At 58.8% G+C, this 23,559-nt stretch carries 24 protein-coding genes; 6 read left to right on the plus strand and 18 right to left on the minus strand.

Annotation, left to right across the window (positions count from 1 at the left end; all coding sequences use genetic code 11):
* Positions 1-103: 103 nt before the first annotated feature.
* The 5 genes from glsB to HX869_RS16595 all read right to left on the minus strand — a co-directional run bounded on the left by glsB (position 104) and on the right by HX869_RS16595 (position 5,256).
* Positions 104-1,012 carry a glutaminase B gene (gene glsB / locus HX869_RS16575; RefSeq protein WP_003211397.1) on the minus strand — a complete coding sequence of 303 codons (909 nt, stop codon included), beginning with the start codon at positions 1,010-1,012 and terminating at the stop codon, positions 104-106.
* A 187-nt stretch (positions 1,013-1,199) separates the two neighbouring features.
* Positions 1,200-1,685: a DUF2199 domain-containing protein gene (locus HX869_RS16580; protein WP_178903361.1), complete on the minus strand. Its 486-nt coding sequence runs from the start codon at positions 1,683-1,685 to the stop codon at positions 1,200-1,202.
* Between the two features lie 104 nt (positions 1,686-1,789).
* Positions 1,790-3,016, minus strand: coding sequence for a nucleoside permease (locus HX869_RS16585; RefSeq protein ID WP_087694232.1), 1,227 nt, complete (start codon positions 3,014-3,016; stop codon positions 1,790-1,792).
* A 42-nt stretch (positions 3,017-3,058) separates the two neighbouring features.
* On the minus strand, positions 3,059-4,111 hold the full coding sequence (locus HX869_RS16590) for a sugar phosphate isomerase/epimerase (RefSeq protein ID WP_178903367.1): 1,053 nt from the start codon (positions 4,109-4,111) through the stop codon (positions 3,059-3,061).
* 14 nt (positions 4,112-4,125) lie between these two features.
* Positions 4,126-5,256 (minus strand): Gfo/Idh/MocA family protein, encoded by a 1,131-nt coding sequence (locus tag HX869_RS16595; RefSeq protein WP_178903368.1) that lies wholly within the window; start codon positions 5,254-5,256, stop codon positions 4,126-4,128.
* Between the two features lie 167 nt (positions 5,257-5,423).
* Here HX869_RS16595 and HX869_RS16600 point away from each other — a divergent pair, with 167 nt between their 5' ends.
* Complete coding sequence (locus HX869_RS16600) at positions 5,424-6,419, plus strand: LacI family DNA-binding transcriptional regulator (RefSeq protein ID WP_178903362.1); 996 nt, start codon at positions 5,424-5,426, stop codon at positions 6,417-6,419.
* Here the strand turns inward: HX869_RS16600 and HX869_RS16605 are convergent.
* On the minus strand, positions 6,413-6,823 hold the full coding sequence (locus tag HX869_RS16605) for a hypothetical protein (RefSeq protein WP_003211385.1): 411 nt from the start codon (positions 6,821-6,823) through the stop codon (positions 6,413-6,415). The two genes, HX869_RS16600 and HX869_RS16605, sit on opposite strands and share 7 nt — an antisense overlap.
* Positions 6,824-6,932: 109 nt before the next feature.
* On the opposite strand from HX869_RS16605, the gene HX869_RS16610 reads away from it, so the two are divergent.
* From HX869_RS16610 to HX869_RS16630, 5 genes are all read left to right on the plus strand, one after another.
* Positions 6,933-7,784, plus strand: a complete 852-nt coding sequence (locus HX869_RS16610; RefSeq protein WP_008435424.1) for a helix-turn-helix domain-containing protein — start codon at positions 6,933-6,935, stop codon at positions 7,782-7,784.
* A gap of 291 nt (positions 7,785-8,075) precedes the next feature.
* A complete protein-coding gene (locus HX869_RS16615) occupies positions 8,076-8,804 on the plus strand; it encodes a winged helix-turn-helix domain-containing protein (RefSeq protein WP_003211381.1) in 729 nt (242 codons plus the stop codon).
* Positions 8,797-9,552 (plus strand): EAL domain-containing protein, encoded by a 756-nt coding sequence (locus HX869_RS31410; RefSeq protein ID WP_008435428.1) that lies wholly within the window; start codon positions 8,797-8,799, stop codon positions 9,550-9,552. The genes HX869_RS16615 and HX869_RS31410 overlap by 8 nt, the downstream gene beginning before the upstream one ends.
* 32 nt (positions 9,553-9,584) lie before the next feature.
* Positions 9,585-10,274 carry a winged helix-turn-helix domain-containing protein gene (locus HX869_RS16625; protein ID WP_178903363.1) on the plus strand — a complete coding sequence of 230 codons (690 nt, stop codon included), beginning with the start codon at positions 9,585-9,587 and terminating at the stop codon, positions 10,272-10,274.
* 220 nt (positions 10,275-10,494) lie between these two features.
* Positions 10,495-11,889 carry an undecaprenyl-phosphate glucose phosphotransferase gene (locus HX869_RS16630; protein WP_087694227.1) on the plus strand — a complete coding sequence of 465 codons (1,395 nt, stop codon included), beginning with the start codon at positions 10,495-10,497 and terminating at the stop codon, positions 11,887-11,889.
* A 262-nt stretch (positions 11,890-12,151) separates the two neighbouring features.
* Here HX869_RS16630 and HX869_RS16635 read toward each other — a convergent pair whose 3' ends face one another.
* The 12 genes from HX869_RS16635 to HX869_RS16690 all read right to left on the minus strand — a co-directional run bounded on the left by HX869_RS16635 (position 12,152) and on the right by HX869_RS16690 (position 23,550).
* The gene (locus tag HX869_RS16635) at positions 12,152-14,242 is read right to left on the minus strand and encodes a YjbH domain-containing protein (RefSeq protein WP_008435435.1); all 2,091 of its coding nucleotides are present in this window, start codon (positions 14,240-14,242) and stop codon (positions 12,152-12,154) included.
* On the minus strand, positions 14,239-15,006 hold the full coding sequence (locus HX869_RS16640) for a capsule biosynthesis GfcC family protein (protein WP_178903364.1): 768 nt from the start codon (positions 15,004-15,006) through the stop codon (positions 14,239-14,241). Before HX869_RS16640 ends, HX869_RS16635 begins: the two co-directional genes overlap by 4 nt.
* Entirely contained in the window at positions 15,003-15,662 is a 660-nt protein-coding gene (locus HX869_RS16645) for a YjbF family lipoprotein (protein ID WP_305883257.1), read from the minus strand. The genes HX869_RS16640 and HX869_RS16645 overlap by 4 nt, the downstream gene beginning before the upstream one ends.
* A 14-nt stretch (positions 15,663-15,676) precedes the next feature.
* The gene (locus tag HX869_RS16650; protein ID WP_134326351.1) at positions 15,677-16,789 is read right to left on the minus strand and encodes a polysaccharide export protein; all 1,113 of its coding nucleotides are present in this window, start codon (positions 16,787-16,789) and stop codon (positions 15,677-15,679) included.
* 85 nt (positions 16,790-16,874) lie between these two features.
* On the minus strand, positions 16,875-17,159 hold the full coding sequence (locus HX869_RS16655; protein ID WP_003211359.1) for a hypothetical protein: 285 nt from the start codon (positions 17,157-17,159) through the stop codon (positions 16,875-16,877).
* 179 nt (positions 17,160-17,338) lie between these two features.
* Positions 17,339-18,682: a UDP-glucose/GDP-mannose dehydrogenase family protein gene (locus HX869_RS16660; RefSeq protein WP_003211357.1), complete on the minus strand. Its 1,344-nt coding sequence runs from the start codon at positions 18,680-18,682 to the stop codon at positions 17,339-17,341.
* Positions 18,683-18,694: 12 nt separating this feature from the next.
* Positions 18,695-20,122 carry a mannose-1-phosphate guanylyltransferase/mannose-6-phosphate isomerase gene (locus HX869_RS16665; RefSeq protein ID WP_032899404.1) on the minus strand — a complete coding sequence of 476 codons (1,428 nt, stop codon included), beginning with the start codon at positions 20,120-20,122 and terminating at the stop codon, positions 18,695-18,697.
* 54 nt (positions 20,123-20,176) lie between these two features.
* On the minus strand, positions 20,177-20,653 hold the full coding sequence (locus HX869_RS16670) for a glycosyltransferase (protein WP_003211352.1): 477 nt from the start codon (positions 20,651-20,653) through the stop codon (positions 20,177-20,179).
* On the minus strand, positions 20,654-21,109 hold the full coding sequence (locus tag HX869_RS16675; protein WP_023658755.1) for a hypothetical protein: 456 nt from the start codon (positions 21,107-21,109) through the stop codon (positions 20,654-20,656). It lies immediately after the preceding gene.
* Positions 21,110-21,144: 35 nt separating this feature from the next.
* Positions 21,145-22,107, minus strand: coding sequence for a hypothetical protein (locus tag HX869_RS16680; protein WP_087694223.1), 963 nt, complete (start codon positions 22,105-22,107; stop codon positions 21,145-21,147).
* A gap of 54 nt (positions 22,108-22,161) precedes the next feature.
* Positions 22,162-22,704 carry a DapH/DapD/GlmU-related protein gene (locus HX869_RS16685; protein WP_102368815.1) on the minus strand — a complete coding sequence of 181 codons (543 nt, stop codon included), beginning with the start codon at positions 22,702-22,704 and terminating at the stop codon, positions 22,162-22,164.
* Positions 22,705-23,550, minus strand: coding sequence for a polysaccharide lyase (locus tag HX869_RS16690; RefSeq protein WP_256662413.1), 846 nt, complete (start codon positions 23,548-23,550; stop codon positions 22,705-22,707). It abuts the gene before it with no gap.
* Positions 23,551-23,559: the final 9 nt, after the last annotated feature.

The raw sequence follows: 23,559 nt of genomic DNA on the forward strand, positions 1-23,559 counted from the left end.
GCTCCGCGTGGGAATGCAGACCGTGACGCTCCGCGTCACAAAGGCAGACGCAGAGCGTCCAGGGCAGCGCTCCCACGCAGAGCGTGGGAGCGATCAAGTCTCTTCAAAAAACCGACCATCCGATCCGCTCGCTCAACAACTCCAACGCCTTCATCCCCGCCAGCGAATTGCCTGCCGCATTCAACTCCGGCGACCACACGCACACCGTAAACTGCCCCGGCACCACCGCGAGAATCCCGCCGCCTACCCCGCTCTTGCCCGGCAACCCAACGCGATACGCAAAATTCCCCGCCTCGTCATACAGCCCGCTGGTGGCCATGATCGAGTTCACTTGCTTGGTCTGGCGCGCCGTCAGAATCTGCTCGCCGCTGTGGGTGCACACCCCCTCATTCGCCAGGAAGCAAAATGCCTTGGCCAGGTCCAGGCAGCTCATCTGCAATGCGCAATAGTTGAAGTAGCTGTGCAGCACTGCATCCACGTCATTGTGGAAGTTGCCGAAGGACTTCATCAGGTACGCCATGGCCGCATTGCGCGCACCGTGCTGGGCTTCGGATTCGGCCACCACGCTGTTGACCAGGATCTGTGGGTTGCCCGACAGCCGCCGCACAAAATCACGCATGGACAAAATAGGCACGGCAAAGCGCGATTGGTTGATGTCGCAGATCACCAGCGCACCGGCGTTGATAAACGGGTTGCGTGGCCGCCCACGCTCGAACTCCAGCTGCACCATGGAGTTGAACGGCTGCCCCGAAGGTTCGTGGCCCAGGCGTTCCCAGATGCTTTCGCCGCCATGGTCGATGGCCTGCACCAGGCTGAATACCTTGGAGATGCTCTGTACGGAGAACAAGGTGTGAGCATCACCCGCGCAGTAGGACGAGCCGTCATTGCCATACACGGCAATGCCCAGTTGCTGGGCCGGCACGTCGGCGAGCGCGGGGATGTAGTCGGCGACCTTGCCGAGGCCGATCAGTGGACGGACTTCGTCGAGGATCGACTCCAACAGGGCCTGCATGTTGTGTTCTGGCATGGTTTGGAAAATAGTGATTGGCGGGCGCGGAGGATACCTGAAACCCAGGGGGTAGAAACGCGCAGGCGCGCACAACGAGGTCTTCGTTTATTCAGACTTTAACTGTTGGTCGATCCATGAAGAGTCGGGCATTCGGTCGCAGCGTTTCTTATGGTCTCTACTGGCAGTGGCGTCAACGTGTCCACGCCACATATTCGTGTGCACGATGCGCCGTAATGCCTCGGCATTGCTCAAGCGACAGCGGATGGTTACTCGCGATCAGCGTCACCTTTGGCCGGTTAGCCGGGTCAGTCAGGTTCAGCATGGCGGGGAGCCCACATGTTGCAGGCAGATCCGGGATGTCATTGGCAATCGTCACCGAAAACGGTGGTTCGCTTGATTGCTGCGGGTCATCCCAGAGTTCGTAAACCCGCTCAAAATCCAACTGCTCGATCCTGACCCAAATACCGATGTGAAAAACCTCCTCGCGACCCAGCACCGGCAATGGCAGCAACGCACGAATGAAAAATTGCTTACCGCCGATGATGGCCAGGTCATTGTTCTCCTGGACCCCACTCTCTCTGTCGTCTTGCGATAGCGCCATAACGGCATCAGGACGTCGAAACGCCAGCTCCATCTCGTCAATCCGGTGTTCTTCTTCGCACTGGTTGCACAGCAATTAGCGTCTCCTTCAAACGTTCTGGCCGCACAGTCGACTCGCTGCGCCGGGCCATTCTAGCGCGATACCAACGCTGCGCAACGCCGCTTTGCGGGCGCCATGCGTCAATCAGCCGGCTCTGCTGCCACCCGCTCCCGCCCCTTGAACGCCAACGAAAAACAAAAAAAGATCACCAGCGCAAACCCCGCCGGAAACAACCAGATGCTGCGCCAGTCATGGCTGCCACCCGCCGCCACATAGTGGTCGGTCACCTGCCCTGCCACCCAGAACCCAATCAACATGCCCACACCGTACGTAGCCAGGGTAATCAGCCCCTGCGCCGAACTCCTGAAGCGCTCCGGGGCCTTGGCGTCGGTGTAGATCTGCCCCGAGACAAAGAAGAAGTCATAGCAGATGCCATGCAGCGCAATCCCGGTAAACAGCATGAAGGCCAGCTCGCCATTATTGCCGTAGGCGAACAGCGCATAGCGCAGCGCCCACGCCAGCATGCCCACCAACAGCGCGACCTTGATGCCAAAACGCTGGATGAACAGCGGCAATAGCAGCATGAACAGCACCTCGGACACTTGCCCAATGGCCATTTTTGCCGTGGGGTTGGTCACGCCGATTTCCGCGAGAAACGGGTTGGCGTTCTGGTAGTAGAACGCCAGGGGAATGCAGATCAGGATCGAGGCGATGAAGAACACCAGGTAGCTGCGATCCTTGAGCAACCCCAGCGCATCCAGCCCGAGCAGTTGCTTGATATCACCCTTGCCCGCCTCGGCTTTCAAGGGCGCGGTACGCGGCAAGGTGAAGCTGTAGAAACCCAGCACCACTGACGCGATGGCAGACATCAGGAAGGTGTTGCGCAACGCGCCCGTGGTGATCGACTGCTGCGAATCCCAGGCGAACACAAAGCTGATCACCAGCCCCGCAACAATCCAGCCCAGGGTGCCCCACACACGGATGCGCGAAAACTCCTGGGCCGGGTCGCTCATTTGCCGGAAGGCCACCGAGTTCACCAGTGCCAGGGTCGGCATGTAGATGACCATGTATGCCAGCACGTAGGGATAAAAGCCGACGAAGTCCGGCGCGCGGTACAGCTGGTACAGCAGCACCGCGCCGATCAGGTGCAGCACCGCCAGGATGCGCTCGGCGTTGAAGTAGCGGTCGGCGATCAGGCCGATGATAAACGGGGCGATGATCGCCCCCCACGACTGGGTGGAAAACGCCATGCCGATCTGCCCGCCGCTGGCCCCCAGGTTGCTGGCGAGGAAGGTGCCGAGGGTGACGAACCAGCCGCCCCAGATGAAGAATTGCAGGAACATCATGACGCTCAGTCGCGCTTTCATTGTGGTCACCGTTTTATTGTTATTTTGAGTCAGAAGCGCTGTTCAGGCGTCGGGCAGGCCCAGCAGCCGTCGGTTGGATTGCTCGTCGGATGTCACGCCGGCGAAGTCATCGAATGCCTTGCTGGTCTTGCGGATCATGTGCTGGCGGATGAACTCCGCCCCTTCTGCCGCGCCTTGTTGCGCGTCCTTCAAGCAGCACTCCCACTCCAGCACGGCCCAGCCGTGGAAGTCGTATTGGGTGAGCTTGCTGAAGATCGATTTGAAGTCGATCTGGCCATCGCCCAATGAGCGAAAACGGCCAGGGCGGTCGACCCATCCTTGGTAGCCGCCATACACGCCGGAGCGCGCGTCGGGGCGAAACTCGGCGTCCTTGACGTGGAACATGCGGATGCGCGCGTGGTAGCGGTCGATGAAGCCCAGGTAATCCATTTGCTGCAGCAGCAGGTGGCTGGGGTCGTAGAGAATGTTGGCCCGGGGATGGTGGTCGACGGCTTCGAGGAAGCGCTCGAAAGAGGCGCCGTCGTGAAGGTCTTCGCCGGGGTGGATTTCGTAGCACAGGTCGACGCCGGCCGCCTCGAAGCAATCGAGAATCGGCAGCCAGCGCTTGGCCAACTCGGCAAAGCCTTGCTCCACCAGGCCGCTGGGGCGTTGTGGCCAGGGGTAGATGTACGGCCAGAGCAGCGCGCCGGAGAAGGTCGCGTGGGCCGCCAAGCCAAGGCGCTGGCTGGCGCGGGCGGCGAGTTTCAATTGGTCGATGGCCCACTCGGTCCGTGCCTGGGGCTGGCCGCGCAGATGGGCCGGGGCGAAGTCGTCGAACAGCGTGTCGAATGCCGGGTGCACGGCCACAAGTTGGCCCTGCAGGTGGGTCGATAGCTCGCTGATTTCGACGCCCGCATGGGCGCAGGTCGCCTTGAGTTCATCGCAGTAGGCCTGGCTTTCTGCAGCGCGGGCCAGGTCAATGTAGCGGGTGCCGAGTGTGGGCAACTGGATCGCCTTGTAGCCCTGGGACGCCGCCCATTGGGCGATGTTGGCCAGGGTGTCGAAAGGCGCTTCGTCCGAGATGAACTGGGCGAGAAAAATGCCTGGGCCGCGCATGTCTGTAGTCTCCTTCATGGGTGGTTCGCCAGGGTGGTCCACTTCGCCTCGCCGCGATGGTTGGCGATCACGGCTTCGATAAAGGCCATGCCGCGCACGCCGACTTCGATGCCGGGTACGCCAACGGCCTCGGTGCCCTGGCGAATGGCCTTGGCGAAGTCGCGGTAGAGGTTGGCCATGGCTTCCAGGTAACCCTCGGGATGCCCGGCGGGCAGGCGCATGCGCTGCAATGCCGCGTCGCACAGCCAGGGCTGGCCGACACCGGAACGCAGGATGCGCAGCGGTTGGTCGAGGGAACGATGGATCAGACTGGCGGGTTCTTCCTGGCGCCATTCCAGGCCGCCCTTGTCGCCATAGAGGCGGATCTTCAGCGGGTTCTCTTCACCGGCACACACTTGGCTGGCGATCAGCACGCCGCTGGCGCCGGAGGCCATCTTGAACAGCATGGCGGCATCGTCATCCAGTTGCCGGCCGGGTACATGGATGCCCAGGTTCGCGCAAAGCTGTTCGATCGGTTGGTCGGCGATGAACTCGGCCAGGGAAAAGGCGTGGGTGCCGATGTCGCCGATGCAGCCGCCCAGTCCCGAGAGTTCGGGCCGGCTGCGCCAGTCCGCCTGTTTGTTGCCCTGCCCGGCCACGTCCTGGCTGAGCCAGCCTTGTGGGTACTCGACGATCACTTTGCGCAACGCGCCGATCACGCCATTGCGCACCATGTCGCGGGCCTGCCACACCATCGGGTAACCCAGGTAGGTGTGTGCCAGCCCATAAAGCCCGGAACTGTTTTTGACAACGTCTGCCAGCGCCTGCACTTCAGCAAGATTGAGCGCGGCCGGCTTCTCGCTGAACACGTGGAAGCCCGCCTGCAGCGCCTGGGTCGCAATCGGTGCATGCAGATGATTGGGGGTGACGATCACCAGCAGCTGCATGCGCTGCTCGGCCGGGAGTGCCTGTTCGCCGGCGAGCATCTGCTGCCATTCGCTGTAACAGCGGGACGCGGGCAGGCCCAGCGCATTGCCGGTGCTCCGGTTGTTCTCGGGCTCACGGCTGAAGGCACCGCACACCAGTTCATAACACCCATCCAGCCCCGCCGCCTGGCGGTGAGCCTGGCCGATGAAGGCGCCTTCGCCGCCGCCAACAAAGCCCATTCTTATTTTTTGCACAGCAACCGTCATCGCAAGTCTTCTCTTTATGGGCAATTACCGATCATGATGTAACCGGTTACATCGTGCCGGAAATTTAGGCCTGGTTGCTCGCGGTGTCAAACCCCGACTGCGGTAAACTTGCAGGCTGCTGTTCTGATAACGAGGTGGTCTTGTCCAATATTCGTGAAGTCGCCCGGCTGGCCGGGGTCTCGGTGGCCACCGTGTCCAGGACCCTGGCCAGCCCTGAACGCGTGTTGCCCGAGACCCGCGACAAGGTCAACGCCGCCGTGGAACAGACCGGTTACCGGCCGAACCGCATGGCGGTGCAATTCCGTTCGCGGCGCACCGGCAACCTGGTGATCCTGGTGCCGGCGATTGCCAACACGTTTTTCGCCCGGGTCATCAGCGGTGCACAGCAAGCGGCGCAGGCATCGGGTTATCGGTTGCTGTTGTGCGACACCCGGGGCCAGGTAGAAATCGAAAAACAGTTCGCCGAACTGGTCCACGCCCATCAGGCCGATGGTGTGATTCAGTTGCGGGCCTCGGACCCATTCAGCGACTGCAGCGACTCACCGCCACTGGTGAACGCCTGCGAGGTGATCCAGGACGGTCGCCACCCCACCATCAGCCTCGACAACCGTGGCGCCGCCCGGGCCATGACCCAGCACTTGATCGACCTCGGCCACCGCCGCATCGGCTTGATCAAAGGCCCGAAAAGCAGCCCACTGACCCGTGACCGCGTGGCCGGTTATGAAGATGCCTTGCTCGCGGCGGGCATCCCCCGCGACCCGGCGCTTATCTGCCACGGCGACTTCACCCTGCACGCCGGTTTCGAGGGCGCAGGCAACATGCTCGCCCTGCCCAAGCGGCCCACTGCGCTGTTCTGCGAGAACGACGAAATGGCCATCGGCGCCTTGAAGCGCATCAAGCAACAGGGCCTGCGCGTGCCCCAGGATATTTCCCTGGTGGGCTTTGATGACATCCCCTTCGCGGCCTACTGCGACCCGCCCCTGACCACCATTGCACAGCCTGCCGAAATCTTCGGCCGCAAGGCGGTCGAGATGCTCATCGCACTGATCGAGAAAACGCCGCTGTCGGAGCGTCAGGTTGTAGTGCCGTTCGAACTCACAGTACGCGGCAGCACGGCAGCGCCCCACACTCAATAGTGCGCCACATCCGACACCTGGGTATCCAGCACGTCCCGCGCCAATGCCCAGGCCTGATCCGTGGATTCCACCACCAGCAACGGGTAGCCCCACGCCTTGCCGAACATCACGGCAAACGGCTTGAGCGCCAGGCGCTTGGCTGCGCTGGGCTCCACCTGAATCATGCCTTTGACGAAAGTACGCAGGGCCACCTTGTGCTTCTTCATCCAGATCGAGGCCTGTTTGCGTTCTTCGTGTGAATGCTCGTGAGTGCTTTCATCCACGGCTTTCTCGTGCAGCAGGACGAAGGGTTCCTCGCGCTGCAACAAGGCCTCGAATGCGCCAAAGGTATCTTGCGGGGGAGTGTCGCTGGGGGCGTCAAACACGATTTTCACCACGGGGAATGTTGAACTGTCGAGTTGCATGGGAAGCTCCTTTAACGAGAATGTTTCTCATGATAGCCATGCCATCACTGGACGCCATTGCACAGAATGGCCAGAATGTTTCGCATTCCAGCCAAGACGCCGCGCCGCCATGTACAACCACCGCCTCGAAACCCGTGACCCCTTGCGCCCGGCCCTCGCCGATGCAATTCCCCGTGCGGTGGTTGCAGTGAGCGCTTCAAGCACCTCTGCGAGTTGGGAGCACGCACCGCACCAGCACCGCAAGGGCCAGTTGATGTACACATTGCGCGGGGTGATTCATTGCGTCATCGAAGAAGGTATCTGGATCGTGCCCCCCCAGTGCGCGTTGTGGATTCCGGGCGGCCTTTCCCATGCCGCGCGCGGGTCGGGGGCAGCGGATGTCTACTGTCTGTTGGTCGACCCCGACGCCGCCGGCGCCCTGCCCCGGCAATGCTGCACCCTGGCGGTATCGCCGTTGTTACACGAATTGATCAGCAAGGCCGTCAGCTTCCCGCCGCTGTACGACACCGAGGGCGCCCAGGGCCGGTTGGTGGCCACGCTGCTGGACGAACTGGCACTGGCACCGGTGGAGGCCCTGCACCTGCCCATGCCCCGGGACACTCGGCTGCGGCGCCTGGCCGACAGTTTGCTGGCCAACCCCAGCGACAAGGCCACCCTGGGCGAATGGGCCGTACGCATCGGCATGAGCGAACGCAGCATGACGCGCTTGTTGCTGGAGGAGATCGGCCTGAGTTTCGGCCGCTGGCGCAGGCAACTGCATGTGATCCTGTCACTGCAGCGCCTGGCGAAAGGCGAAAGTGTGCAGACGGTGGCACTGGACCTCGGCTATGAAAACGCCAGCGGCTTTATCACCATGTTCCGCAAGGCCATCGGCCAACCGCCGGCGCGCTACCTGGCCGACCGCGCGAGCATCCCCCAGCACACGACGCCCGCTATCGCCTTGCTGGATTATTATAAATAGTCACGTATAAGCATTTTTAGAGCTAAGGGACTAGAAGGCTTAAATCATTCCAGCCAAAAAAAATCAACCCGCCTAAAATACTTATCGCACACTAAAAAATTTGCACTAGCATATGAGTACTCCGGTCCACAAACCCGCTCTCAACACCCGCCTGAAATCCGCCTTACCCCCCGCAAATAAAGTGCCGAATGTTAAAATTTGTCACGTTTTGGCGTATTCAATTCGATTAACATCTAAACGCCTGCAGCGATTGAATTGACGGCCTCGCATGCCGGAAAAGGGAGCAACGTGATGCATTTTTCCAACGTCCTCGCTATTGCACGGACCCCATCGAAATCCGAGGACTTCAGCGAGCTTATAGTTCGTACTGTACCGAAAAATCTAAAAGTCGATACACGCTCCTACGGCCAACTAATCGGTCCCTATGCAAGCCATGGACATTACCGTGCCATCATCATAGAGATCGACACCCCCTCTGCCAGCACCCAAACGCTGGACATCATTAAAAAAACCAGATCGGAAAATCCTGGCAGCACCATTTTCCTGGTTGTCACCTTCGCCACTACACTAAGCAAAACCAAATATTATCTCGCAGGCGCCGATTACTGCATAAAGGTCGTCGAGAGCTCGCCCGAGAAAAAACTTGCCCTGTTTGCCGCGTTCCTCAGCGAGACATACTGGCTAAGTAATACTGATTTGCTACTCGATCAGGACCGCATGTGCATCTACGGGGGTGGCAAAAAGCTCGAAGTGTCCTTTGTCGAAATGAAAGTACTGGAAGCGCTCATTCATAATCGATTGCTCAGCCATGATGAAATCGCCGTGGTAATGGGGCTGAATCCCCGATTTTATGATTCAAGGGCCCTCGAAAAATCGATTAGCCGGTTACGTGGCAAAATAAAATCACATTACGGAAGCAATATAATTCAGAGCATTCGCGGTTACGGCTACAAACTAAGCAGAGGGCTGGCTTCGGTTAATCATATCCACCCCGTCAGGGAGCGGTCGAACCGTGAATAGCGGAACCTTATTACGTGAGGCGTCAGCCTGCTTCACCTTTTCGCGGCAAGCGATACTTGAACGAAGTTGCACGCTGTGGGGCAGTGAGATCCGCGTCCACGCCGAGCCTGCGCTCGACAGCCCGCGTGATGACGCCTGTCCGTTTTATTCCGAACAACTTAAAGACGCCTACAGCGAAGCCCTGCAACATGCCAGGCCGAGTTCATTTGCCCGCACAAGTAAACGTTTGCGCGCGGACAAAAGCCCGGGCCTCCACAAGTTTTTCCGAGTTGAGCAATCGCTGTTGATGAATGAGGACCTGCTCAAGGAAATTATCGATACTTCACACACGCTGGAAAAAAACAGACAACAACTCATTGTCAGCGTTGAAAACACGCTGGACACCCTTCCGGGCCCGCTGGAACGCCGGAGCATGATCCGTCAACTGTATAGCCTGAAAGACCAGAGCAACCTGAAGCTTGCCTATAACAATTACACATTAAATACAAAAAACACCGACCTGCTGATCGACTTGAGTCTTTATGACTATATAAAAATGCCTTTTCCAGACTCGGCCCTCAGGCTCAGTCTGAACACCCGCTCGGGCCTGTTCGACCGGCTTTACGACCAGATGCTGGGGCTGATGAGCACCACCCGGGTCTCCTTCATCGCCGACAACGTCGAGCACGCCGACAGCGCACTTCTCGCCAGACGCTTGCCTTTTGACTATTTTCAGGGCCCCTACTTCTCCCCTGCTGATAGTTTATGAACCCCCGTACTTTCCTGGAATCGGTGAATGCCATGAGTTCTCTCAAGAAACACACATTTACATCGACGTACCCGTCAATCGCACTGCACGATTTCACGCCAAATGTGGCATTTTTACATTACGACGTCGACAGCGGGCCGCTGATCGAAACCGTGGAAAAAACATCGGACGCTTCGACCAGTTCCTACGCCGTTACCAAAGAGCAGAATTTCAATCTGTGGCTCAGTAACTATGTCGCCGCCAAAAGACTTTACGAAGCCAGTAATCGGCTGACCCGACAACTTTACGACGCATCAAAAAAACCTAACATCACGGCTCTAAAATCAGACGTCACACACACGGACCTGAATAACACCAGCGCGGAAACAGTTAACTCATCCTCTGCATTACGCGGCCCCGATGTCTGGCTACTTACCCAGCAAGATCGTGCGCTGGTGAAAGGTGGGCTACGCATTTCCTTGACCACTATTGAGTCGGCATTGATCAAGAAAATGTTGAACCATGAAGAACGTGTGGTCAGCAAGGAAGAACTTATCCGCAACATCGGACGGGAGCCCGACCTCTATCGCGGGCTTGAAATGTGCCTTAGCCGATTGCAGGACAAGTTCAAACGCGTGAATGATGGCGAACGCCTGTTCCGCGCGGTGCGTAACCGTGGCTACTGCCTGACACAAAAAATAAAAAGCCCGCTGAGCAGTCGCGCGAACGTCACAGAACAATAATTATTTCATAAAAATTACAATTCACCCTGCCTATTAGAACGCCTTTCTATCTGCCATTTTATAACAACATGACCGCGTTATAAGTCGTCAGCCATTGCTCCCTGCCATTTATTACTATCAATACGCACGCCTACGCGTGCGCCTGCCATTTGATAGTCATTAAAACCACGCCTCGCTTTAACCTGCCAGCACGTGAGTGGATACCACAGGGAGCAGAAGTATGCTTAACAACAGAAGAATGCATCGTAACCTTACACCCAAAGGCCTGACCTTTTGGGGACAGTGGGCAATTGCCCTGAGTGTGGTCGTTGTACTTTTGTTTTCACTGGTACTTTTCAAGACCGGGCAATTGGAATCCCACTACCGGATATTGGCAGCCATTACAATACTGGCCTCTATACCGGCCTACATGTTATGTGACGTCTATAGCAAAAAAGATGACTTTTTTGTTGGGCTGGGACGATTATTCACCGGCTGGTTATTGACCCTGGGCATATTGTTCGCGGTCGGCATAGCCTGTAATGCCAGTTCGCTGTTTCCCTTCGAGATCCTGCTACTGTGGGCCGCTGTCAGCTATCCAATACTAGCCCTTTGCTACATTCCCATTCACAGTCTATCCAGGTACTACCACCGGCAACTACATGAGCGCCAGAAATCGCTGATTATTGGTACGGGAAAACTTGCAACCGACTTGGCCAATACTCTCGCCAGGCAAAAACGCTCCCCTCTGGTCGGTCTCGTAGGTCCCCGCACCACCTCCCCCCAGGCCGGCACCCAGCCTCAGATCCTCGGTGACTTGCCCGATCTTCCCGCGCTGATCCGCCAGCACGGTATCCGCCGCCTGTACATCACTCACTCTCTCCAGGAAGCGACCCACATCGAGGCGCTGTACCTCAACCTGCTGGAGATCAGCGTGGACGTGATCTGGGTGCCCGACCTCAACAACATGCTGCTGCTCAACCACAGCGTGGCCGAGGTGGATGGATTGCCCGCGATCTTCCTCAATGAAAGCCCGCTGACCAGCCGGCCGACCGCAGCACTGAGCAAGTCGCTGCTGGACAAGAGCCTGGCCCTGTTGGCGATCATCCTGCTCAGCCCGTTGCTTCTGCTGTTCGCCCTGCTGATCAAACTTACCTCTCCCGGCCCGGTAATTTTCAAGCAGGATCGTCACGGCTGGAACGGCGAGGTGATCAAGGTCTGGAAGTTCCGCTCGATGCGCGTGCATGACGACCACGAAGTGCGCCAGGCGAGCCGCAACGACTCACGCATTACCCCCGTAGGGCGCTTTATCCGCCGCACCTCCATCGACGAGCTGCCCCAGCTGTTCAACGTGCTGCAAGGGCATATGGCACTGGTCGGCCCACGCCCGCATGCCGTCGCCCACAATGACTACTACTCGGGCAAGATTCGCGCGTACATGGCGCGGCATCGCATCAAGCCCGGCATCACCGGCCTGGCGCAGGTCAATGGCTGCCGGGGTGAAACCGAGACCCTGGAGAAGATGCAGCAACGCGTCGATATCGACCTGCGCTATATCAACAACTGGTCGCTGTGGCTGGACATCAAGATCCTGTTCAAGACGCCGTTTACCCTGCTGTCCAAAGACATCTACTGACCCCGCCCTTCCCCGTGCCGCTGCATCGGCGGCGCGGGGCACCAGGCGCGCTTTGCGCCCTCCCCGCCACCACTCCCCGCAAGGCGCAACGATAGCGCCCACAGCAACGCCCGGCCCGGGCCATTCGCATAGTCATCAAAGAGGAAAGTCAGGCAAGTGTTGCGCGCCGGCATTGCACCTGGCGCTGTAGCGTTCGGCGTGGCGACTGCCCGGCGCATTCAACGCCGGGCAGTCGACAACCTGGTCGGCAGATGCCGCACCGTCACTCAGTGATCTTCTCGAAGTTGTTGTAGAACAACTCGCTGTCACGCCCGTCGGTCATGGTCTGCAGCGAATAGCCGCGGTTCAGGCGTGCGCCGCCGTCACGGGTCAGTGGCGCCCATACGACGTTGGCCCGACGCATCGTCGAGGTGCTCATCAATTCGTCGAAGGGGACGGAAATATAGATACCCTTGTCGAAGCTGCCTTCGCCATATTCTTCCTTCGAGGCGGTGGTCAGCGTCACCCAGCCACCAAACTTCACGCCGTTCTTGAACTGGCGCGAGATGTCGACGGTGGTGCCCCAGTCCCGCGCCAGGTAACGCCCCACACTGACGGCGGCCAGGGTGTCATAGGGCAGCTCGGTATAGCTGGTGACATGGCCGGTGATGGTCTGGTAATCCCGCAGGCCGAAGCCCTGGTTGAAATCACGCTGGCGCACGAAGTTCAGGTCTGCGCCCACTGACCAGTGCTTGCCCGCCGGCCGGAACAACACCTCGCCTCCCACCCCGGCGTACATGGACTCCAGGTAGCCGCCGTAGACCATGCCATACAGGTCGCGGTCCAGGCGCTGCGCATGGTTGACCTGGAAGTTCGGCATCGTCACATCGGACGTGGTCATGTATTGGCGCAGGTCGGTGCGTACTCGCGGCAACCCGCTGGGTGCGTCGTAGGTGAACTTGTCGTAGTTGTTCAGCAGGTTGGCGCTGAGCAAGCCGCTCCACCAGGTATTGCGGGTAAAACGGTACTCCGCGTCGGCGTCGGCAGTGAACTGATAAAGCAGGCCGTCGGGGCCACCGATGTTCTGCTTGTAACCCAGGCCGAGGCCATAGTTGAACGGCTCGGATTGTCTGCTGTAGAGCGTGGTTTCCCGATGGGCAACCGCCGGATTGACCTCGGTATTACGGTGCAGGTCCGTCAACGGTTGCTGGTTGTTCACCACGGCCCGGAAGGTGGCACGGGGCACGCTGGTTTCTTCGATGGGCATGTCATAGCGCTTGTTCACCAGGGTGAACCAGTCGATATCCTGATTGGCGCTGTTGTCGAGAATCCGGCTGGCGCGTCCCACGGCCTTGGCTGAATAGAAGTAGCGTTGCTGCTCGCCATACACCATCAATTCCGAGCCGCGCCGGGCAATGCGCTCCACCTTGTAGCCGGCATTCTGCTGCAGCCTGTCGGCGACGTTGGCCCAGTTGACCTGGTCGGCCGGGGTGGTGGGCATGCGCGCCGGCAACGGTTCGGCGGGCGGGTCATAGGTCTTGACCGGTGCCTTGCGGCTGACAAAGTTGGTGTGCAGGGTGATGCCGAACATCGCGGTATTCCCGCGTTCCCAGGCCGCACTCAGGTCGACGCTGTCAGCCAGCTTATAGACCACGCCAATGTTTACCGGCGAGTCCTGCTTGATCGGGTTGTCCAACGGCTCGTGCTTGTAGTCATTGCCCTCGTATTCGAGTTTCAGGCTCAGGGGTTCCCAGGGCGTTTGATAGGCGATCCCGCCGAACAACGAAGGGCGGCCCCTGAAATAGGCGTTGGAGTTCACGTCCCCTGCCCTGGCGACGACCGCAGTGCTCTTGGGCCGGTCGTTGAACTTGCTGCCGAACACCGACAGCGGGTTGCCGAAGTCGCCTCGGTTTCCCAGGTAGCCCCAGGCGATGCCTAGGCTGAAATCCAGGTTGCCGTGGCGCTTGTTGGCGACAAAATATTCGCTGGAAAACAGCCCGGTACCGCCGATGTCCCGGGCACCGAAAGCCACCTGCGGTGCCCACCGGCTTTCCTCCCAGAGCCGCGCCTTGAAGTCGATGGCCTTGTCCTTGAAGCTCTGGCTTCCGCTCAACGCCTCGGCGCCGTACCTGCGGTTACTGATGGCGGTATAACGAAACGAACCCTCCAGCCAATCAAACGGTTGCAGGGAAAAACTGTAGCGCGAGTAGGGATCGGTGCGGTTGGCGTTGGCGCTCAACTCTCCCGCCGGGGCCATGCGTGCGGTGGGGGTCTGTAGCAGGCCCACGCCGCCGAAATCATTTTGGGTGTAACGGGGGTCACCGTGAGCCAACCCGCAAGGCAACAGCAGTACAGCCGCAAAACGTAAATTCAAGGGTTCACCTCAGCCAACGGTTGAGTGGCGAAAAACTCGGCCAGTTGTTGGTTGAGATCAGGGGTCGGCGTCTCAAGGTCGTCGCTGCGGATCGGCACCAGGATCCTGCTGCCGGGGGCCGCCACCACGCCGTCCTCGCGATTCCACGCCGCCACGCCCACGCGCCGTACCTGGCCGTCGGGCTGGATCAGCCACAGGTCATCGCGCTCGGCGTCATCGAGGACCGTGCAGTCGCCAACATAATCCCGCACCTCGCGCATGGCCCGGTACGGCACATCACAGGACTGCGCGACCGCCCCGAGCACCTGCACGGTGGACGGCCTCACGGGGTAGACCAGCCGGTCCCCGTCATCCAGCAATGCGTTGCGCGCGAACCCCGTCTCCACGGCGATCGGGTCCAGCACTTGCACCTGGCGGCCGTTGACCGGCAACTGTTCGACCTGTCGATACAGACGCGCACTCAAGTCCGCCCGGGAGCCACGGTCATCCAGCAAGGCCCCTCGTTGCAGCAGTTTCAGATCGAACAAAACCCCTGCCTTCAAGCGTTCCTGCGTGCTCACCAACGACTGGTGCAGCCACGCGGCGCCCAACCAGTAGCTTTCTGCATTGGGTTGGGCCACACGAATAACGTCCAGCAAACGCGCCCCCGGCTTGACCTCGAAGGCGCCAGGGCTGCGCACATCGCCACTGACTGTAACGGCCGCCTGGCCAGTGCCGGGGCCGATCAGCAACAGGCCCAGCCATAAAAGCTTCGAACACTTCATCGGGCTGCCTCCCGGTCGGGACGCAACTGCACGATTTTCAGGGCCAACCGGGGCGTCAAATGCTGCTCGCTGCGCCAGATGAAACCATCCTGCGGGTCGACCCAATAATGGTTGGTGGCGCGGAAATTCAAGGTGGGAACGTCCACCTGCTCGTCGATGCGCAGCAAGGCGTAATCCTTGTCCAGAATGCGGAGGGTCTCGATACCGTGGCTGCTGAAACGGCTGTTGACCGCGATACCGATTCGGTTGCCGTCGTAGAGGTCGATCCAGCGTGTGCCGGTGTAGCCGTCGGGCAGATGCTGGAGGCCGCGCTTGAACGGCGATTCGCCACTGAAACGCGTGCCATCCAGGGAAACACCCAGCCCGACAGTGCGTACCACCAGGCCGTCACGCATCATCACCACTTGCTTGCCGGAAGCGACCCAGAACTGCAGGTCGCCCCGGCGCCGGGCCATGGCCATCACGCCCTCGCTGACGGCGGTGGTCACCAGGATCTGCGGGTATGGCACCGCGTCGACCTGGGCGCGGGTCACGTTGATCGGGGCCGGGCCCGTCACAGAGGTTTCGAGGGTGTACCACGACGCCCTCATCAACGGGTTACACCCGCACAACAAGAGCGCCATCGACAGGCAGGCGCTGGTAGGCAACATTTTCACCACGGGATAACGCCTTATCTGCTGTTGACTTCGCTGAGGTCATTGGCCGATCGGGCACCAATTCCAATGGCACTGGCGGTCGGCAGCAACTGGCTGATCAGGCGGTTCCAGCGCGTCACGCCGGCCGGCCCGACGTACACGATGTCCTGGGGTTGCAAGTCGAACCGGGTAGCCAGCACCAGCGCGGACGGTGACTGGGCATCGAGCTGGAACACCTTGGCCGGTTCGGCTTCCAGGTTGTCCACGCCGCGAATCACATAGACCGCATTGCCATTGGAAGTGGTCTGGTTCAAGCCGCCTACGGTACCCAGGGCATCGGTCAGGTTGATCGACTTGCCCTTGAAGCTCAGGGCCCGGGGCTGATTGACTTCGCCCATCAGGTAGACACGTTTCTGGTCGTTATAGGGCAGGTACAACCGGTCGCCGCCCTTGAGGTAGATGCCCTGCAGTTGCGAGCCCTGGCGATTGAGGCTGTCCAGGTCAAGCGTGTACTCACGGCCGTCGCGCGTCAGGGTCAGGCTCGAGAGGTCGGCATTCGTGGGGTCGACACCGGCCGCCCCAATGGCCTCGACGGCGCTCAATGGCGTGGTGGTGATCGGCTGTTGCCCGGCCTTGATCACCGCCCCGGTCACCACCACTGTCTGGCTGGCAAACCGCAGGACGCTGACGTCGACCTGTGGGCTTTCAATAAATTGCGACAAGCGCCCGGCGATAAAGGCCCGCAGCTCTTCGATGGTCTTGCCGGCCACCGGGACGTTGCCGATATACGGATAAAACAACGTGCCATCGGGGCGAACCAGGCGCCCGTTGGCGTCAATCTGCTGTTGCGGCCCGGACGGTGCCGTCAACTCGGGATGGTCCCAGACCGTGATAAACAACAGGTCATTGGCACCGACGCGATAGCCACCGGGTACATAAGACAACAGTTCCGCCGGCACCGATTCACGAACATGCGTGGCGGCATCCATGGCAATCAATTTGGGGGTGATGGGAATCAACTCTACCCGAGTACTTTCGGGAGAACCCTCACTGGACATTTGACTGGTGTCCATATGTTGACCAGGCGAAAACATGCAGCCGTGCAAGCTGAAACTTGCCAGCAAAAGAACAGGTAACCTACGAATCATAATGGCACTACGCTAGTCGAGGGCGAGTCTAAAAAAGATCACCCAGAAGTTCCGGGTGATCTTGAACAACACACATTGCGGGTTATTAGTTGGTACCGGTGGTACCGCCTGTACCGGTGGTGCCGCCGGTGCCGGAAGTACCGCCATTGGAACTGCCGCCCGAGTTGGAAGCCGCCGCCGCAGCGCCGACTACCGCGGTACCGACCCCGACGGTTTCACCGAGCGTCACGCCGCCCACGAGCGGGGTGCTCAACGACAGGGGCTCGCTCGCGCCCGCCGCATCGCTCAAGGCCTCGCTCGCGACTTCACCTGCCGCCAATGCCGCAGTACTGCTAAAGGCCAGCACGCCGGCCAACAGTATTTTCCTCATATCAGACTCCTTCTCGATATTTACCCCTTATCAAATAATGCAATAAGGGCGTAGTGATGGAACGGAGATAAACAGGCTATGCAAACTGCGCAAAGATCCTGTTGGATCACGCACTTAACCTCCTCGAAATCATCTCACTTGTGGATAGCTCAAACCACCAATGTTAATAATCGTCAGGATTAAACAACGGGGCGTACCGATAACCCGCGACCAATACCGTAATACTCGAAACCATTGGCTTTCATACGCTGCGGATCAAATATATTGCGGCCGTCAAAGATCACCGGCGTGCTCAGTTTTTCTTTTATCAAGTCCAGGTCCGGGGCCTTGAACTCCCGCCATTCGGTCACGATCACCAGCGCATCGGCACCTTGCAACGCCGCTTCCTTGGTGCCCATCAGCAACAGGTCTTCGTTCATCCCGTAAATGCGCTGGGTCTCGGCCATCGCTTCGGGGTCGAATGCCTGGACCCGGGCACCCACGCTGCGCAGTTGTTCGATCAACACGCGGCTCGAGGCTTCGCGCATGTCATCCGTATTGGGCTTGAAGGCCAGGCCCCAGATGGCGAAGGTCTTGCCCTCCAGCTGGCCGCCGAAGTGGTGGTGAATGTGCCCGAACAGGTGCTGCTTCTGGCGCTTGTTGACTTCCTCGACGGCAGACAACAGCGTTGCCTGATAGCCGATCGACGACGCGGTGCGCTCCAGCGCCTGCACATCTTTCGGGAAGCACGAGCCGCCATAACCGCAGCCTGGGTAGATAAAGTCGTAGCCGATCCGTGGATCGGAGCCAATGCCTTTACGAACCGCCTCAATGTCGGCGCCCAAGCGTTCGGCGAAATTGGCCATTTCATTCATGAAGGAAATCTTGGTGGCCAGCAGGCAGTTGGCCGCGTACTTGGTCAGCTCGGCACTCCTGATGTCCATCGTGATGATCTTTTCGTGGTTGCGGTTGAAGGGTTCATACAGCTCCCGCATGCGGTCCACGGCGTAACTGCTGTCGCTGCCGATGATGATCCGGTCGGGCCGGGTGCAGTCGGCGACCGCCGAACCTTCCTTGAGGAACTCGGGGTTCGAGATCACGTGGAACTCCACCTCAAGCCCCCGCGACGTCAACACCTCGGACACCTTTGCCCGGACCTTGTCCGCCGTCCCCACCGGCACCGTGGACTTGTTAACGATAATCTTCGGCTCGGTCATGTTGAGCGCAATGGTCGCGGCAACGGAGAGCACGTACTTGATGTCGGCGCTGCCATCGTCATCAGGCGGGGTGCCCACGGCGATGAACTGCACCTCTCCATGCCGCACGCCTTGCGCGGCGTCGGTGGTGAAGTGCAAGCGTCCGGCATCATGGTTCTTCTGGACGAGCGCACTCAGCCCGGGCTCAAAGATCGGAATAATGCCGGCCTTGAGGTTCTCGACTTTAGTCGCGTCCACGTCGACACAACACACCTCATGCCCCGCGTCGGCCAGCACCGCTGCCTGCACCAGACCCACATAGCCGATTCCAAATACAGTTACATTCATTTCAATCTTCCTTTAAACAAGCTCGAGGCGGCCATAGCGGTCTTCAAAGCGGATGATGTCGTCCTCGCCCAGGTACGAACCCGATTGGACTTCAATCAGCTCCAGCGGGATTCGCCCCGGATTTTCGAGGGAGTGCACAACGCCAATGGGGATGTAGGTGGACTGGTTCTCGGTCAGCAGCACTTGCTTGTCGGCGATTTGCACATTCGCAGTGCCGGACACCACGATCCAGTGCTCGGCCCGGTGGTGGTGCAGTTGCACCGACAGCTTGTGCCCCGGCTTCACCGTGATCCGCTTCACCTGGTACCGATAGCCCTGGTCCACCGAGTCATATTTGCCCCACGGCCGATAGACTTCGCGGTGGCTGGTGCTCTCGATCCGGTGCTTTTCAGTCAGCTGCGCGACTATTTTCTTGACGTCTTGCGCGTGGTCCTTGGTGGTCACCAAAATCGCGTCGGCGGTCTCGACGACCACCACATCATTGATCCCTGCAACCGTGACCAGGCGGTGGCTGGCATGCACATAGCTGTTGGTGACGTCCTGCAGCAGCACGTCGCCCTGGGTGCAGTTCTGGTTCTGATCCTTGAGGCCCGCTTCCCACACTGAGTCCCAGGCACCCAGGTCGCTCCACGGCGAATCGAGGATGACCACCGACGCGATGTCGGTCTTTTCCATCACCGCGTAATCGATCGACACGTTGGGTGCGTTCACAAAATCCACCTGGCTGAGCCGGGTGAAATCCTGGTCATGGGCCGCGTTGGAGAGGGACAGTTCCGCGGCCACCATGATCTCCGGGCTCAGGCGCTCCAGCTCGGCCTTCATCACCGAGGCGCGGAACATGAACATGCCGCTGTTCCAGAAGTAGTTGCCTTGTTCCAGGTAGCCTTGCGCGGTCGCCAGGTCGGGCTTTTCCACGAAGGCATCGACATGCGCGGCGCCGTCCACCGCAGCCGCTTGAGTACGGATATAGCCGTAGCCGGTCTCCGGCTTGGTGGGCACAACCCCGAAGGTGACGATCTTGCCTTTGTTGACTTCCACCTTGGCCAGCGTCAAGGCCGCATTAAACGCTTGGGTATCGCCGATCACATGGTCCGCCGCCAGCACCAGCAGGATCGGATCGTCCCCATCCGCCAGCGCCGACAGGGTTGCCGCCGCAATCGCCGGGGCGGTGTTGCGGGCGGTCGGCTCAAGGAGGATTTTCTGCGGGATCACGTCCAGTGATCGACTTTGCTCGGCCACGATGAAACGGTGTTCTTCGTTGCACACAATGATCGGCGGGCTGACGGTCTCGCCCTCTATCGACAGGTTCTTGATGCGATCCAAGGTGGCTTGAAACAAACTCAAGTCACCGTGCAGCGCAATAAACTGCTTTGGTTTAAGCGCTCTTGAAAGCGGCCACAGGCGCGTGCCTGAACCGCCAGACAATATAACTGGGATCATAACGATTACTCGATGATTAAAGGCAATAAGAGCGGATTGACAAACAGCCGAAACTTAAGAAGTGAATGACTTCACATAACTGATCAAGCGGTCCCTTTCGGTAAAGTCCAGTGAACTTTCGGCACTGCTGTAGTTAAGCGCCGAATCAATCGCCGAAAAGAACGCATCTTTATCATGGGCGATAAACACAGAGGGAAGGTCTGAAAAGTTTTCGGCGGTGTCGTACTGGTGATTATTGATGTGTTCACCGCGCCGACTGTCGCGCGGGACAATAACAATCGGTTTGCCCAGTTCAAGGGAGCGAATGATATTGCCCATGCCCGCATGGGAAACAATCACCTTTGACGCATTGAAGTTTTTGGAAAACAGCGGCTCGGCGATGGTCTTGTAAGCCGTAATGCGCCCCAGATCATTTTCGTTATTGCCCACCTGGGCAACAATCGGGACCTGCGGGTTTGCATGACTCCACTCATGCAAGTAGCCGAGCATTCTTTCAAAGGGTGCTTGAGTGCCAACGCTGCAAAATATCATTTATACAATCCTCCCTTTATATTGGGCCCGGCTGTTTTGCGACAGCGTGGGCCACTGGGTCAGCAACTCATCGACAAAATACACAGCGATCCTGCCGGACAACGAGAGCTTCTTGGGATTGGCAATGCTGTCGATCCACAGGGTCTTTTTGCCCATCAGTTTTCCCGCGACCAGCCCCAGCAACCCCGGTGCCGCCCCGGTGGAGATCACGTACCTGGCCTTGCTGCGGTAAACGATCGCAAAGATCTGGCAAAAGCCCTTGATGATCTTCAACGGTTCACTGCGATTAAAGTCCGGGACTTGCGCGAAGGCATGGGTTGGATACTGCGAGCCAATGCTGATATCCACGGTGGCGATGGTAACTTTTTGACCGTCGAAGGCAGGCAGCAACTTGCTCATTTGTACCCAGTGCCCACCTCCAGAACAAATCAATAAAACATCACTTGATTGACTCATGACGGTTCCCTTCCTGTCAGGTGTAATAGACATCATTAAATAGTGGCGGCAGTTCTTAACAGTTGGGCCTGGCCTTTCCAGCGGGTTATTCGCTTGGCTTTGAGCAAGGCCGATTTCTCTTTATAGGTTTCTTGATTGGCGATGAGCTGCGCGACGCCGGCCTTGATGGACAGCGGGTCCAGGGTGTCGACAAACACCGCCGCCTCGGAAAACAACGAGCGCAGTACCGTGGTATTCGAAAGCGCCATCGGCCTGCCGGCGCTGACCGCTTCGTTGGCCACGCTCAGTTGGACGTTGTCGCGGGTGGTCAGGCCGAGCACCACATTCGCGTGGCACAGCAGCTGTTCAAAGGTCGCCTTGCTGAGGAAGCCGGTCAGCTTGATGTTCTCGGGGAGTGACGCCACGAGCTCCTCGGAGAGCTTGCCCTGATGCTTGCCGGTGATCAGGAAGTCGACACCGGGCATTTCGCGGGCGGCGTTGATCACGATCTCGATCGGTTCATCGATATCAAACGAGCACGGAAACAGTACATAGGGTGTCTCGCGCTCACTGGCGGGCGCCGCGTGAAAGTCACACGGCAAGTCTTCCAGGATAAAGATATTGGTGTCCTTGACGCCCAGGCCGGCCAACTCTTCTTTGACTTTAAAATTATGAACGACGACGGCATCGATTCTATTCAACAGCGCTACCGTGCCCGGAAAGCCTATCCATTGTTTGCGCAACAGGCTGTTGTGGGCATCGGCGATAATCTTCAGCCGGCGGTTGAATATAAACTTGTAGGCCAGTGCTATATGCAATACCGGGCTCGGCGGCAACTGCACCCACAGCACGTCAGGCGAACCGGCCAGCAGCGTCTTCAGGGTTTTAAACGACTTGATCAAGTAATCCAGCGGCCGCGCGGATTTCTTCTTGAACTGGTTGGGCAGATGCAGAATGTCATACGCCCAGTATTGCTTCATGGTATCGGCGCGTCGTTGATAGCCAATCCATGCAATCATTAATGATTTCACGTCAGAGTCCTGCATAAATAAAGGTGGGACCAGTGAGATTGCTTACACTGCAAACCAGATCGGAAAGTCGGCGTTGTATCGAATGGTGTTGTTTCTGAAGCGGATATGTTTGGCCGGGTTGCCACCCACGATCGAATACGCTGCAACGTTGCGCGTGACCACACTGCCCGGATAAACAACCGCGCCTGTTCCGATGGTGACGCCTGGCATCACCATCACATTGGGAAAGATCCAGGCATTGTCTTCAATCAACACCGGCTTCCCCACCAGGCAACTCATGGGGTCATCGATATCGTGGCCCAGCGTATAAATCCGGGTGTTATGGGAAATATTGACGTTGTCGCCGATGCGGATGCCCGCCCGGTTATCCAGGTAGCAGTCGTAATTGACCGTGCAGTTTTTCCCGACCGAGAAGTTGCCGAAGGAGAAAAACACCACGTTGCGGTGGATCGTGGTCCGGGCGCCCACCCGGCATCCGGTTGCCCGGAGCAACGCGCGTCGCAGATTGAAAAACAACGCCAGGCTGAGCAGCGTATTGAACAGCGCAACAGCGGCCTTCTTGATGTTCAGCTTCAGGTTCTTCATCTACTCGCCCTGCCCTGAAGTATCCGTTACGCGCTGTGAACTCATCACAAAATTCCTGAAGCGGATATTGGTACTCACCGGCGTGGCGAAAGACGGGTTATTGCCACCGAAGAACGTCGAAAACAGCAAGCCGTCGATGGTGATCTCCGGCGTGTCTCTAAACGTCAGCCCGGTTTCCGAGTGCACCAGCTGGTTGTCGTACCAAATGGAAATCACACCGTCGGCCTGCCCCGGCGTATTCAACTTCACCAGTTGCTCCAACCTGTGCCATTGCCCCACCGTAAAGATCCAGGAACCCAACCCGACTGCCGTGCCCCAGGTTTTACTGGTGGGCAAATACGCGTAAATGGCGCCTGCGCCCTTTTCTTTCCAGATGTAGCGCGTGGAAAAGCCGTCATGGCCGTTCGGTATCTTGCCGCCCGTATTGCCGGTGCCACCGTAGAGGCCCGGGAGCTTGCCGCCTTTTACAAAGTCGAAATTCCTGTCGAACTTCAACTCATAGGTCAGTACCAGGCATTCCCTGCCTGGTTGCGGCAATGGGGATTTGAATTCAATGCCGCCGTAGGGCAACCCGAGGCGCACCATCGAACCCGGGTCATAGGAGCCGGCCGGAAAATGCACGGCAATGTCCTTGATCTTTTGGCTGTAGGCCTTGTTCGTCAGATTGGCCCTGCCCTTTATGCTGCTTTGCGCCTGGGGCCCGTCGGCCATCTGCGAAACGTCCGGCAGTGACGGGTAGATGTTCTTGATGCCTGGCTCGCAACGGTCGTTCAACTCAGATGCGCCGCTGGCAGCCACCTGCAGGGCGAACGCCACAATGAGTAGCGTCGAGGCTGTCTTTTTCACGTCGGTTGC

It is taken from the genome of Pseudomonas sp. P7779, from assembly GCF_013386315.1.
GTDB lineage: Bacteria > Pseudomonadota > Gammaproteobacteria > Pseudomonadales > Pseudomonadaceae > Aquipseudomonas.